This is a genomic window from Paracoccus sp. JM45 (assembly GCF_003590715.1).
In the GTDB taxonomy this organism is placed as follows: Bacteria; Pseudomonadota; Alphaproteobacteria; order Rhodobacterales; family Rhodobacteraceae; genus Paracoccus.
This window is the reverse complement of the sequence record NZ_QQVY01000004.1, coordinates 225,009-238,697: the sequence shown is the minus strand read 5'-3', so window position 1 is coordinate 238,697 and position 13,689 is coordinate 225,009. Positions and strand designations below refer to the sequence as shown.

Here is a 13,689-nt window from a genome sequence, read left to right as displayed (position 1 = left end):
GTGATTACACCCCGAATGTTACCGTTTCCTGCGCAGAGGAGGGCGCAGAGGAAATTGCGTGTCAAAACAAGCTGCATAATTTTTATGCAGTGACGATTTTTGCCGACCCCGAAACGGAATTACAGTTTTCCGTCAGGCCGGACAGGCGCAAACCTTTGGTCAGATAAAGAATAGAACGGGGGAAAGTCGATTGGCTGACATGACCGAAACAACTGGTGGAACCACTGTCCATCCGGTGGACGAACGTCTGCCAACGCCCAAGCTGATCACCCTTGGCTTCCAGCATGTGCTGGTGATGTATGCGGGCGCGATTGCCGTGCCGCTGATCGTGGGGCGGGCGCTGCAACTCTCTCCCTCCGAGGTGGCATTTCTGATTTCCGCCGATCTGTTCGTGTGCGGTATCGCCACCCTGATCCAGAGCCTTGGGGCCACCCAGTATTTCGGCATCAAGCTGCCAGTCATGATGGGCGTCACCTTTGCAGCCGTTGGTCCGATGGTTGCGATTGCAGGGCAGAATCCCGGGACCGAAGGGGCACGCGCCCTGTTCGGGGCGATTATAGGCGCGGGTCTGATCGCCATCTTTCTGGCGCCTGCGATCAGCCGGATGCTGCGCTTTTTCCCGCCGGTGGTGACTGGTACGGTCATTCTGGCCATCGGTATCAGCCTGATGCCCATCGGCATCAACTGGATTTTCGGCCTTCAGGTCGGTCCGACCGCCCCCAAGCTGATTGATCCCGCGCAGGCGGCCTGGCTGCAAGATGCCATCGCCGCAGGTGGCGTCCCCGAAGGCATCCGCCTTGCCCCGACGGTCCAGAACCCGCTTTATGCGGCAGGCGGCAATATTGCCATCGCTGCGTTGGTGCTGGGCACCATCCTGTTGGTGTCGCGCTTTGCCACCGGTTTTTTGTCGAACATCGCTGTCCTGATCGGTATTGCCGTGGGCGGCGTTACAGCGGCTGTCTTGGGCATGATGCATTTTGACCAAGTGGCAGATGCCCAGTGGTTCGCGCTGATCACACCGTTCCACTTCGGCCTGCCCACCTTTGATCCGGTGATGGTCCTGACCATGGTGCTGGTGATGATCGTGGTGATGATCGAATCCACCGGCATGTTCCTTGCCCTGTCCGAGATGTGTGCAAAGCCCGTCACCCAGAAACAACTGGCCGCGGGTCTGCGCGCAGATGGTCTGGGCACGATGCTGGGCGGTATTTTCAACACTTTCCCCTATACCTCGTTCAGCCAGAATGTCGGGCTGGTGGGCGTCACGGGGGTGCGATCACGCTTTGTCTGCGTGGCGGGCGGTATCATCATGATCGTGCTGGGGCTGATCCCGAAAATGGGGGCGCTGGTCGAAAGCCTGCCGACCACGGTTCTGGGCGGGGCCGGTCTGGTGATGTTCGGAATGGTCGCGGCCACTGGCGTCCGCATCCTGTCGCGTGTCGATTTCACCGACAACCGCCACAATCTGTTTGTTGTTGCCATCAGCATCGGTATGGCGATGATCCCGGTCGTCGCCCCCGATTTCAAACAATGGATGCCCCATGCGATCCACCCTCTGATCCATTCGGGTATCCTGCTGGCAGCAATCTCTGCGGTTTTCCTGAACTGGTTCTTTAACGGTGCGCCTGCGGTCAGTGATGACGAAATGCGCGCCGCTGGTAAATTGGCGGATCATTGAGCCGCGATTATACATGATTTCTAAAGACTGCCTTGCGCGTGAACGCTCTCGCGCGCAAGGAACGATCGGTTATCAAGAAACCAAGCATAATAAGCAGAGGGACAAGATGACAGGTTACCTGACGACCCATGTTCTGGACACCGCCCGTGGCCAGCCTGCGCGCGGCATGACGGTGGTGTTGTTCCGCCTGTTGGACAACGCGCGCACCGAAATTGCCCGCCTTGTCACCAATGATGATGGCCGCACGGACAGCCAGATCCTGCCAGCTGCCGATTTCGAAACCGGCAGCTATGAACTGGAATTCCACGCAGGCGACTGGATGGATGCCACCGGCATCGCCCCCGAAAGCCCGCGTTTCCTTGACGTGATTCCGATCCGCTTCGGCATGTCGCAAGACGATCATTACCACGTGCCGCTGCTGGTTTCGCCGTTCGGCTATTCAACATATCGGGGCAGCTGAGATGATCCCTGATCCCGTTATCATCTGGGAATGGCTGGCCTTTGCCGTCCGCTGGACCCATGTCATCACCGCGGTCGCATGGATCGGGTCGTCGTTTTACTTCATCGCGCTGGATCTGGGGCTGCAAAAAACCCCCGGCATGCCCAAAGGCGCACATGGCGAGGAATGGCAGGTCCACGGTGGCGGCTTCTATCACGTCCAGAAATATCTGGTCGCGCCCGAACGCATGCCCGAACATCTGACGTGGTTCAAATGGGAAAGCTATTCGACATGGCTGTCGGGGGCCGCTTTGTTGATGGTCACCTATTGGGCGGGGGCGAACCTGTTTCTGATCGATCCGGCCAAGGCCGATCTGGCGACATGGCAGGCAATCCTTGTATCGGGCGGGTCGTTGGCGATTGGCTGGCTGATCTATGACGGCTTGTGCAAATCGCCCTTGGGCCAGCGCCCGACGGTGTTGATGTTGCTGTTGTTTGTGGCGCTGGTGGTGATGGGCTGGGGCTATGACCAGATCTTTACCGGACGCGCGGCATTGCTGCATCTGGGGGCTTTTACCGCCACCATCATGACGGCCAATGTGTTCCTGATCATCATGCCGAACCAGCGGATCGTGGTGGCCGACCTGAAGGCCGGACGTGCGCCGGACCCCAAATACGGCAAAATTGCCAAACTGCGGTCGACGCATAACAACTATCTGACGTTGCCGGTCATCTTCCTGATGCTGTCGAACCATTATCCGCTGGCCTTTGCCAGCCAGTACAATTGGCTGATCGCGGCGCTGATCTTCCTGATGGGCGTGACCATCCGGCATTTCTTCAACACCATGCATGCCCGCAAAGGGTATCAGTGGTGGACATGGGCGGTGACGGCCATGCTGTTCGTGGCGATCATGTGGATTTCGTCCATCGGGCTGAACCAGGACACATATGAGGACGCGATGGCGCGTCCCTTCACCCCGTCCGAGGCGCAATTTGCCAATGCCGAAGGGTTCGAGGAAGTGACCAGCACCATCATCGGTCGCTGTTCGATGTGCCACGCCCGCGAACCCGTGTGGGAGGGGATATACCACGCCCCGCGCGGGCTGTTTCTGGAAACGCCAACCGATGTCGCACGAGCGGCGCGTCTGATCTATGTGCAGGCGGGGCTGACCGATGCCATGCCCCCCGCCAATATCACCGGAATGGAGGATGACGAGCGTCGCAAGATCATCCGCTGGTTCCGCAAGGTCGGTGCCTTTGGCGTCGCAGGCCTGTGACAAAATATCCCTTAACACCGCGCTGACCTGACGGTAACAGAGCGGTGATGATGCATTACCTACGCCTTTTCCTGATGCTGGGGGTGATCCTTGGCGTGGTGCTGCCGAAATCCTCGGCGGCGCTGGCGGATATGGGTCTGATCGATGACCGTATGGTGGTGATCTGCACGGGACACGGGCTGATACAGGTTTCGCTTGCCGATCTTGAGTCCGGCAACCCCGATCCCGCCCCCGGACACGAGGACGCCTGCCTGCTGGTCCATGCGCTGGATCACGCGGTGCCGCCCTCTGCGCCAATCTGGGTGCGTCTGGCATCGCAACTGCCGCCTTTGGTTGCGGCAGATATCTGGCGGTCTTCGCAGACACCCGTTGATGGTTTCGCCCGCGCCCCGCCGCGCGTCTGACAGATTCTATTCCGTCTGACAGCGAAACCTGCGTGGCCGCGCCATGCGTAAGGAATTTTTCCAATGATTTTATCGTTTCAGGCCGCATTTGCGGTTCCGACTGCAATCGGGGGTCACTATGGCCACCACTGACATCAACCTGAACCCGGCCATGGTGAACGCCAATCGCGGTGCCAAGCTGTATCGCGCGGCGTGGCGCTGGCATTTCTATGCGGGCATTGTGGTGGTGCCGTTCTTTCTGGTGCTGGCCGTCACAGGCATGATGATGCTTTGGATTGCCCATATCGACGGGCGCGACGGCGAACGCATTCCTGTTGTGGCCCAAGGTCAACCGGCCAGCCTGAACCTGCAAACCGCTGTTGCCATTGCCGCTGTTCCGGGTGGCCAACCGGTGCAATATACCGCGCCGCGTTCGCCTGATCTGGCGGCGATCTTTCGTATAGATGGCGCGGATGGCGCACAGGTCGTCGTCGTCGACCCCTATAAGGCGCAGGTGATCACCCAGTTCCCGCGCCGCAGCGGTTGGTATGACACCGCCGACAACATCCATGGCACCTTGCTGTTGGGTGTGACAGGTGATCGCATGATCGAAATCGCAGCCTCGCTTGGCATCGTTCTGTTGATGACGGGGCTGTATCTGTGGTGGCCACGTCATGGTGGTCTGGCAAAGGCATTGGTGCCCAATGTCACGGCGCGGGGGCGGGCGCTGTGGCGGTCCCTGCACAGCGTCATCGGCATCTGGATTTCGGTGTTTTTGCTGTTCTTCCTGATCTCGGGGCTGTCATGGGCCGGGGTCTGGGGCGGTAAGATGACCCAGGCCTGGTCCACCTTTCCTGCGGCCAAATGGGATGCGGTGCCATTGTCGGATGTCACCCACGCCAGCCTGAACAACGGCCCTAAAGAGGTGCCTTGGGCGCTGGAACAAACGCCAATGCCGGCATCGGGGTCGAATGCAGGGGTAACGGGCGTGCCTGCGGGGCAGGCGGTCAATATCGACAGTGTCGACGCCCTTGCGCGCAACCTAGGCTTTCAGGGCCGTTACCAGTTGAACCTGCCCAAGGGTGACACCGGCGTCTGGACCCTTGGCCGCGACAGCATGAGCACGGACAGCCTGAACCCCACCAGCGACCGCACGGTGCATATCGATCAATACACCGGACGGGTGCTGGCTGACGTGCGTTTTGCCGATTATTCGCTGGCCGGTAAGGCCATGGCCGTGGGCATTGCGCTGCACATGGGCACGCTGGGATTGTGGAGCGTGCTTGCCAACACCCTGTTCTGCCTGTCGGTGATCTTCCTTTGCGTTTCGGGTTTCGTGCTGTGGTGGAAACGCCGCCCCGCAGGCCAGCTGCGTCTGGTGGCCCCGCCGATGCCACGGGATATGCCGCTGTGGAAAGGGGCCGTCGTTCTGGGATGTGTCGTTGCGGTTGCCTTTCCGATGGCGGGGATCACGCTGGTCGTCGCCATGCTGTCCGACCGGCTGATCCTGTCACGCGTGCCTGCCTTCAAGCGCGCGTTTTCCTGATATCGGTCCTCCAAGGCAGATCTGCTTTGGGGGATCAGAATTGCGGCTTTAGTTCCTTTACTGCGAATTCGGCGAACATGCGGACCTTGGGGTCTTGCAGGCGGCGATGCGGGGCAAGGCAGCCGAATTGCGACATCAGCGGTGGATAATCGGGCAGCACCCTGACCAGCCGTCCATCGCTGATTGCCCGTGCCACCTCGTATTCCGGTCGGTTCGCGATGCCGTGACCTTCCAGCGCCCAATCGGTCAGCACATCCCCGTCATCCGTGTCGAACCGGCCCGAAACCATCATCTTGCGCGGTCCGTCCGGCGTTGTCAGCGTCCAGAAGTATTCCGGACTGCGCGGATAACGCAGCAGCAGGCAGTTATGTGTGGACAGATCGTCAGGCGTTTCGGGCGTGCCGTTTTCTTCCAGATAGGCAGGGGCCGCGACCAGTACCCGCGGGCAATCCGCGATCTTGCGCCATTTGAGGGCTGAATCGGCAGGTTCACCTAAAAAGAATGCCAGATCAATGGCATCCTCGACAATGTTTACGCTACGATCGGACAGCCGCAGGCGGAATTCAACGCCCGGATTTTCGGCGCAGAACCGCGGGATCAGCGGGGCGATCAATTGTCGTCCAAGGCCCAGAGGGGCGGTCAGACGGATCACGCCCTGCGGTTTTCCCGAAAAGCTACTGACCAGTGCCTCGGCCTCATCCAGGGTTTCGATTACGCGGCGGGCGTGGTCGTAAAAGGCTTTGCCGATCTCGGTGGTGGTCAGCTTGCGGGTGGTGCGGTTCAGCAGTCGCACCCCGAAGCGATTTTCAAGATCCTTGATACGATTGGAGGCAACTGCCGGCGAAAGGCGCAAATCCCTGCCTCCGGCAGTGATAGACCCAAGTTCGACCACGCGGACAAAGACGCGCAGGCTTTCCAGATAGGACATGATGGTGGTTGGCTTTCAACGTTTCATGTAAAGTCTTCTACGTCGGTGCCGATTTCGCAATCCCTTTTTCCGGCATAAGTTGATTGATGCTTGGACAGCCAGGAAGGAATACCATGAAACCCCAGCTGCGTTTTCTGTTGAACGATCAGGAAGTTGCCCTGTCGCAAGTCGGGGCCTCCGACACGCTGCTGGACCATCTGCGGATCGCGCGTCGCCTGACAGGCACCAAGGAAGGCTGCGCCGAGGGGGATTGCGGTGCCTGCACCGTGCTGTTGGGGCGTCCAACCGATACGGGTCTGGTCTATGAACCGATCAACGCCTGCATCCGTTTGCTGGCATCCTGCCACGGCTGTCATGTGGTGACTGTAGAACACCTGCAGGGGCCGGATGGCGGTCTGCATCCTGTTCAGGCAGCAATGGTCGAACACCACGGCAGCCAGTGCGGGTTCTGCACACCGGGCATCGTCATGGCGCTTTACGGGCTGTGGATGACAAAACCCGATGCGACTGCCACCGATATCGAGATCGCGCTTCAGGGCAACATCTGCCGCTGCACGGGCTATGAACCGATCATCACCGCCGCGCTGGCCGCCGGTCGCGCGGGCGGTCAGGCCGCCGATGCGCTGATGCTGGAACGTGATACCGTGGCCGCGCGTCTGGCCGCGATGCCCAAGGGCCGTGTCGATCTGGACCGCGACGGCGACCGCGCCATTATCCCCGCCGATGCCGATGATCTGGCGGCTGTCCTGATGTCCGAACCCAAAGCGACGCTGGTGGCGGGTGCCACCGATGTGGGGCTGTGGGTCACAAAATTCATGCGCGATATCAGTCCTGCGGTGTTTATCGGCCATCTGATGAAATCCATCCAGATGGTCGAGGGCGAATTGCATATCGGCGCAGGCGTCACCTATTCCGAGGCCGCGCCCCTGATCCGCCAGCATATCCCCGCCGCCTATGATTACTGGCTGCGGATTGGCGGTTGGCAGGTGCGGAACATGGGGACCATTGGCGCGAATATCGCCAACGGGTCGCCCATCGGGGACACGCCGCCGCTGTTGATTGCGCTGGGCGCGCGGATTGTGCTGCGCCGTGGCGATGACCGTCGCGAAATGCCATTGCAGGATTTCTTTATCGACTATGGCAAGCAGGACCGCCAGCAGGGCGAATTTGTCGAAACCGTCATCATCCCGACGCGCCCTGACGCCGTTATTGCCGCCTATAAGGTCAGCAAGCGCCGTGACAGCGACATTACCGCCGTCGCAGCAGGGTTCTGCCTGACGGTGCAGGATGGCGTGATCACCGATGCCCGCGTGGTGTTCGGTGGCATGGCCGCCACCCCGAAACGCGCCACCCGCGCCGAAGCCGCTTTGCAAGGCCAGCCCATGTCGCAGGCGACATTCGATTCCGCAGCCCGCGCCGTGGCCGATGATTTCAGCCCGATGTCGGATATGCGCGCCAGCGCCGATTACCGGGCCCGTGTGGCGAAAAACCTGTTCCGTCGATTCTGGTTGGAACAATCCGAGCCGGATCTGCCGGTCCGTTTGACACAGGCCGTGGGGGTATGACCATGAAAGACGACATTACCATTTGCGGGCAGGCCCATCAGGACACGGCCCATGACAGCGCCTCCAAACACGTCACCGGTCGCGCGGAATATACCGACGATCTGAACGAACCCTATGGGTTGATCCACGCCTACCTGGGCCTGTCGCAATGCGCCCATGGCACCATCACCGATATGGATTTCAGCGAGACACTGGCCCATCCCGGTGTGATTGGCGTGCTGACCGCCAAGGATATTCCGGGCATCAATGATGTGTCGGCCAATGGCAAAAAGGACGACCCGATCTTTGCCGAAAACACGGTGCTGTTCTGGGGTCAGCCGGTTTTTGCCGTTATCGCGGAAACCCGCGATCAGGCACGCCGTGCGGCACATAAGGCCCGCATCAGCTATGACGCGCTGCCCCATGCGCTGGACCCGATTGCGGCGCGGGATGCGGGCATGGGCTATGTCACCGAACCCCTGACCCTGCGCCGTGGCGATGCCGATCAGGGCATGGCCGCTGCGCCGCGCCGGATTAGCGGGCGCTTTGAAATCGGCGGGCAGGACCACTTTTATCTGGAAGGTCAGATCGCCATGGCCGTGCCGGGCGAAGACGATGATATGACCATCAACGTCTCGACCCAGCACCCCTCCGAGGTGCAGCATATGGTGGCCCACGCCCTGCAAGCGCCCAGCAGCGCAATCGTTGTGAATGTGCGCCGGATGGGCGGCGGGTTCGGCGGTAAGGAAACGCAGATGAACCTGTTCGCCTGCGTCGCCGCCATTGCGGCAAAGCGCTGGAAGCGGGCGGTGAAAATCCGTCCGGACCGCGACGACGATATGATCGCGACCGGCAAGCGCCATGACTTCGTCGTTGATTACGAAATCGGCTTTGACGATGCGGGCAAAATCCGTGCCGTTCAGGGCGACTGGTATGCGCGTTGCGGGTTTTCGTCGGACCTGTCGGGGCCGGTGACGGACCGGGCGCTGTTTCATGCTGACAATGCCTATTTCTATCCCGATGTGCGTGTCAGCAGTCATCCGATGAAGACAAACACCGTCAGCAACACCGCCTTTCGCGGCTTTGGCGGGCCGCAGGGTGTCATCGTGGCCGAACGCATGATCGAGGAAATCGCCTATGCCCTTGGCCGCGATCCTTTGGAAATCCGCCGTGCAAACCTGTATGAAAACGGGCAGCTGACGCCCTATCACCAATCGGTCGATGACCAGATCCTGCCGCGTATTTTGGATGAACTGGAGGCCAGCAGCGATTATCAGGCGCGGCGTCAGGCGGTGCTGGACTGGAACGCCAAGCGCGGGGTAATCCGCAAGGGCATCGCCCTGACGCCGGTGAAATTCGGTATCAGCTTTACCGCAACGTGGTTCAATCAGGCGGGGGCGCTGATCCATATCTATTCCGACGGCTCTATCGCGCTGAACCATGGCGGGACGGAAATGGGGCAGGGGCTGAACATCAAGGTCGCGCAGGTCGTGGCCGAGGCGTTCCAATGCGACATCAGCCGTATCAAAATTACCAAGACGACGACGGAAAAGGTGCCCAATTCCTCGGCCACGGCGGCGTCATCGGGGACCGATCTGAACGGCATGGCGGCGCTGGACGCTGCCAATCAGATCAAGGCGCGGCTGGTCGAATTTGTGGCCGAACGCTGGCAGGTCACACCCGATGCGGTAAGCTTTGTGCCCGGAAACATCATGGCAGGCGATACCGCCATCCCCTTTACCGAGGTGATCGCCGCTGCCTATATGGCGCGGGTGCATCTGTCGGCGGCGGGGCATTACAAGACGCCTAAAATCCACTGGGACCGTTCGACGGGGCGCGGCAGGCCGTTCTATTACTATGCCTATGGCGCGGCAGTGTCCGAGGTTTCAGTCGATACGCTGACCGGCGAATACATCATCGACCGCACCGATGTCTTGCATGACGTGGGGCGCAGTCTGAACCCCGCTATCGACAAAGGTCAGGTTGAAGGTGCCTTTGTCCAAGGTGCAGGCTGGCTGACGACCGAGGAGCTGTGGTGGGATGACAAGGGCCGCCTGCGGACCCATGCGCCATCAACCTATAAGGTGCCGCTGGCCAGTGATCGTCCGCGTATATTCAACGTCACGCTGGCCGATTGGTCCGTGGCTGCCGAACGCACCATCAAGCGGTCCAAGGCCGTGGGCGAACCGCCCTTCATGCTGGGCATCAGCGTGTTCGAGGCGATCAATATGGCCGTCGCCTCGATGTGCGATTACCGCGAACCTGCCCGCATCGACGCGCCTGCCACCCCCGAACGCGTGCTGATGGCCGTGGACCGCCTGCGCGGATGATCCGCGTTCGCGTCATATCCGCCCGTGGGTCCACCCCGCGCGATGTCGGGGCCGAGATGTTCGTCGGCCCCGATGCCGTGCAGGGCACGATTGGCGGCGGGCAGCTGGAATATATGGCGATCGACCGCGCGCGGGTCATGCTGGCGCAGGGCTTGGCGCTGGACCGGATGGATGTGCCGTTGGGACCTGAAATCGGCCAGTGCTGCGGCGGGCGGGTTGCGCTGGAACTGGACCGCCTTGGGCCAACGACGCAGGATCACCCCGACGCGCTGATCTTTGGCGCAGGCCATGTCGGGCGGGCGCTGGCATTGGCGCTGCAACCGCTGCCGGTGAATGCGAGTTTGATCGATCAGCGACCCGAGGAACTGGCGCTGGCCGCCAAGGGTGTCACCACCCATCTGACCCCGCTGCCCGAAGCGATGATCCGCGATGCCCGCGCAGGTACGGCGGTTGTCATCCTGACCCATGACCACGCGCTGGATTTCCTGCTGGCGACCGAGGCTTTGTCGCGCCCCGACCTGTCCTATGTCGGGATGATCGGCAGTGCGACCAAGCGCGCGCAGTTTCGTCGGTTCGCCAAGGGTATCGATACCTCGCGGCTGGTATGTCCCATCGGTGCGGGCCTGTCCCATGACAAGCGCCCCGAAGTCATCGCCGCCTTCACCGCCGCCGAACTGATCGGACGGCTGACCTCAGTCACTTTGCCAAGAAAAGACATATGCAACACCTGATCCGAGGCCGCGTTCTGGATTTTCACGCCGATCCGGCGGAATCCGACGACAACCACCGCTTTTGGGAAGACGGCGCGATTGTCGTTCAGGACGGCAAGATCATGGCTGTTGGGGATTATGCCGATCTGGCGCGTCCCGACCTGCCCGAAACCGACCACCGTCCGAACCTGATCCTGCCCGGTTTCATCGATCCGCATCTGCATTTCCCGCAGGTGCAGGTCATCGCCAGTTGGGGCGCGCAGCTGCTGGACTGGCTGAACACCTATACCTTCCCCGAGGAGGCGCGCTTTGCCGACCCCGATCACGCCACGCGCATGGCGGGTCTGTTTCTGGACCAGCTGACCGCGCATGGCACCACATCGGCGGTGGCCTTCTGTTCGGTGCATAAGACCAGCGCCGATGCCCTGTTCGCTGCCGCCCATGATCGCAATATGGCGATGGTTGCGGGCAAGGTGATGATGGACCGCAATGCGCCTGATGCGGTGCTGGACACGCCCCAGCAGGGCTATGACGACAGCAAGGCGCTGATCGGCGACTGGCATGGCAAGGGGCGGCAACGCTATGCCATCACGCCGCGCTTTGCGATCACCTCGACCCCTAAACAATTGGCAGCGACCGGCCAGTTGGCGCAAGAACACCCCGATTGCCACATCCAGACCCATCTGTCCGAGAATAGGGACGAGATCGATTTCACCTTAAGTCTGTATCCCAAGGCGCGGGATTATCTGGATATATACGAACAGAACGGTCTGCTGTCGGACAAGCTGCTGTTGGGCCATTCAATCCATCTTGAACCGCGTGAAATTGCGCGGATGGCCGAAACCGGCAGCCGCGCGGTCTTCTGTCCGACCTCGAACCTGTTCCTTGGATCGGGGCTGTTTGACGAGGCGGGCTTGCGGCAGGCCGGCATCGTCAGCGGGATTGCCAGCGATATTGGCGGTGGCACCAGCTATTCGATGCTTCAGACGTTGAACGAGGGGTATAAGGTTCTGCAGATGCGCGGGCAAAAGCTGCATCCGCTGACAGCCTTCCATTGGGCAACACGCGGCAATGCGGTTGCTTTAAGAATGCAGGACAGTATCGGCACTTTGGCGGTCGGGTCGGATGCCGATCTGGTGGTGCTTGATGCCCGCGCGACCAGCGCGATGGAATTGCGGATGGAGCGTGCCGAAACCTTGGCCGAGGAATTGTTCATCCTGCAGATCATGGGCGATGACCGCGCTGTCGCGCAGACCTATGTCGCCGGACGTCCTTGCAAGTCAGCGTAAAGGCGCTAGGGCGCGGTTTTCAGCCCTGATGCGGACATACAGCATCAGGGCATTCAGCACCGTGAACAGCGCGGCCACCCAGACTAGCCCCAACACCATTGGCGCGACGATAATCTCGGCCACGACAAGGGTGTAATTGGGGTGGCGCAGAAAGCGGAACGGCCCGCGTCGCACCAAGGGTTCGGGCAGGATGATGATCCGCGTGGTCCAGCGCGGCCCCAGTGTCCCCAAAATCCAGACACGCAGGAGTTGCAGGATGCCAAACAGTGCCAACCAGCCGTAATGAACCGGTTGATCATAGCCCCAGCCAATCAGAAAGATAAGCCACAGGGCATGCATGCCGACCATAAGCGGATAGTGAACCGCACCAATCTCATACGCGCCTTTGGTCAGCAAGCGGCGGGTGTTGATCCGTGCAATGACCAGTTCGGCCAGTCGTTGCAGCAGGACAAAGCCCAGAAACAGGATCGTTGCGGTCTGCATCAGGCAGCGCCCGAGACTTGGAAGGGCAGGAATGATCCGGTGAACCCCGGCCCAAGGGCGCAGGCCATCATCTGGCCGGTGGTTCCTGCCGCCAAAACCGATTTCATCACGAACATCACCGTCGGCGCAGACATATTGCCGGTGTCGCGCAGAACGTCGCGTTCGGCGTCCAGAATGCCGGATGGCAGGTCCAGCGCGGTCTCTATCGCCTCGACGACTTTGGCACCGCCGGGATGGCAGACATAGCGGTCGATCTGGTCGTGGCGCAATGATGATGCAGCCAGCGCTTGCCCCGCAGCATCTGCGAAATTTTCGGTCACAAAGGTGGGGATTGACCGGTCGAAGACCACGCCAAGGCCGGTTTCATCCACATCCCAGCCCATGATCTGCAAGGTATCGGGCCAGATTTTCTGATAACCCTTGCCTAGCTGCACAAAGGGGCCTGTGGCCGGATGATCCGCACTGATACATGCCGCGGCCGAGCCGTCACCGAATAGCACCGTCGCGATGATATCGGCCTTTTGCAGGCGGTCTGTGCGGAAGGAGAGGGAACAGGCCTCGATCACGACCAGCAGCACTTTTGGCGCGTCCTGTCCGCCCGCAATGGTTCGGGCGATCGACAGGCCCGACACACCGCCCGCACAGCCAAGGCCGAAGACAGGCACGCGCAGGATATCATCGCGAAAACCCATATCCGTAAAGACCCGTGCCTCGATCGTCGGCGTGGCGATACCGGTCGAGGAGACGGTGACGACGCAATCGACCTGATCGGCAGTCCAGCCCGCGTCGGCCAATGCGGCCGTCGCCGCGCGCAGGAACATATCCGAAGCCCCTGCCAGATAGGCATCATTGCGGTCCTTCCAGCCGTGATCCTGCGAAAACCAGTCTATCGGCATTACCGAATATCGCTGATTGATGCCGGATGTCTGGAAGGTCTTGGAAAGACGGTCGAACTGCGGATAGCGGTCCCCGAAAATCATCGCGGCACGGGCGGCGACGTCGTTCTGGTCAAGGCAATGGGGCGGCAGGGCGGTGGAAAGGCTGTGCAGGAAAACAGGCATCAATGATCCTTTCGCGCCACGG

12 protein-coding genes are annotated in these 13,689 nt (G+C 60.8%); 9 read left to right on the top strand and 3 right to left on the bottom strand.

Features of this window, described 5'->3' with window-relative positions:
* Nucleotides 1-199: 199 nt before the first annotated feature.
* The 5 genes from DWB67_RS08595 (at nt 200) to DWB67_RS08575 (ending at nt 5,322) form a co-directional block, all read left to right on the top strand.
* Nucleotides 200-1,678, top strand: coding sequence for a nucleobase:cation symporter-2 family protein (locus DWB67_RS08595; protein WP_119807122.1), 1,479 nt, complete (start codon nt 200-202; stop codon nt 1,676-1,678).
* A 106-nt stretch (nt 1,679-1,784) separates the two neighbouring features.
* The gene (gene uraH, locus DWB67_RS08590) at nt 1,785-2,138 is read left to right on the top strand and encodes a hydroxyisourate hydrolase (RefSeq protein WP_119807121.1); all 354 of its coding nucleotides are present in this window, start codon (nt 1,785-1,787) and stop codon (nt 2,136-2,138) included.
* Between the two features lies 1 nt (nt 2,139).
* On the top strand, nt 2,140-3,393 hold the full coding sequence (locus DWB67_RS08585) for a urate hydroxylase PuuD (protein WP_370453578.1): 1,254 nt from the start codon (nt 2,140-2,142) through the stop codon (nt 3,391-3,393).
* A gap of 47 nt (nt 3,394-3,440) precedes the next feature.
* Nucleotides 3,441-3,797 carry a hypothetical protein gene (locus DWB67_RS08580; RefSeq protein ID WP_119807120.1) on the top strand — a complete coding sequence of 119 codons (357 nt, stop codon included), beginning with the start codon at nt 3,441-3,443 and terminating at the stop codon, nt 3,795-3,797.
* Nucleotides 3,798-3,915: 118 nt separating this feature from the next.
* Nucleotides 3,916-5,322, top strand: a complete 1,407-nt coding sequence (locus DWB67_RS08575) for a PepSY domain-containing protein (protein ID WP_119807119.1) — start codon at nt 3,916-3,918, stop codon at nt 5,320-5,322.
* Between the two features lie 34 nt (nt 5,323-5,356).
* On the opposite strand, the gene DWB67_RS08570 is transcribed toward DWB67_RS08575, so the two are convergent.
* Nucleotides 5,357-6,250: a LysR family transcriptional regulator gene (locus DWB67_RS08570; protein WP_119807118.1), complete on the bottom strand. Its 894-nt coding sequence runs from the start codon at nt 6,248-6,250 to the stop codon at nt 5,357-5,359.
* 113 nt (nt 6,251-6,363) lie between these two features.
* Between DWB67_RS08570 and xdhA the strand changes: the two genes are divergently transcribed.
* The 4 genes from xdhA to guaD are packed head-to-tail and all read left to right on the top strand — an operon-like array spanning nt 6,364 to nt 12,123.
* On the top strand, nt 6,364-7,815 hold the full coding sequence (gene xdhA / locus DWB67_RS08565; protein WP_119807117.1) for a xanthine dehydrogenase small subunit: 1,452 nt from the start codon (nt 6,364-6,366) through the stop codon (nt 7,813-7,815).
* A 2-nt stretch (nt 7,816-7,817) separates the two neighbouring features.
* Nucleotides 7,818-10,124, top strand: coding sequence for a xanthine dehydrogenase molybdopterin binding subunit (gene xdhB, locus DWB67_RS08560; RefSeq protein ID WP_119807221.1), 2,307 nt, complete (start codon nt 7,818-7,820; stop codon nt 10,122-10,124).
* Complete coding sequence (gene xdhC / locus DWB67_RS08555) at nt 10,121-10,855, top strand: xanthine dehydrogenase accessory protein XdhC (RefSeq protein WP_119807116.1); 735 nt, start codon at nt 10,121-10,123, stop codon at nt 10,853-10,855. The genes xdhB and xdhC overlap by 4 nt, the downstream gene beginning before the upstream one ends.
* Complete coding sequence (gene guaD / locus DWB67_RS08550) at nt 10,843-12,123, top strand: guanine deaminase (RefSeq protein ID WP_119807115.1); 1,281 nt, start codon at nt 10,843-10,845, stop codon at nt 12,121-12,123. The genes xdhC and guaD overlap by 13 nt, the downstream gene beginning before the upstream one ends.
* Here guaD and DWB67_RS08545 read toward each other — a convergent pair.
* Both DWB67_RS08545 and DWB67_RS08540 read right to left on the bottom strand, forming a co-directional pair.
* The gene (locus DWB67_RS08545; protein ID WP_119807114.1) at nt 12,115-12,606 is read right to left on the bottom strand and encodes an isoprenylcysteine carboxyl methyltransferase family protein; all 492 of its coding nucleotides are present in this window, start codon (nt 12,604-12,606) and stop codon (nt 12,115-12,117) included. The two genes, guaD and DWB67_RS08545, sit on opposite strands and share 9 nt — an antisense overlap.
* The gene (locus DWB67_RS08540) at nt 12,606-13,667 is read right to left on the bottom strand and encodes a type III polyketide synthase (RefSeq protein ID WP_119807113.1); all 1,062 of its coding nucleotides are present in this window, start codon (nt 13,665-13,667) and stop codon (nt 12,606-12,608) included. Before DWB67_RS08540 ends, DWB67_RS08545 begins: the two co-directional genes overlap by 1 nt.
* Nucleotides 13,668-13,689 lie beyond the last annotated feature (22 nt).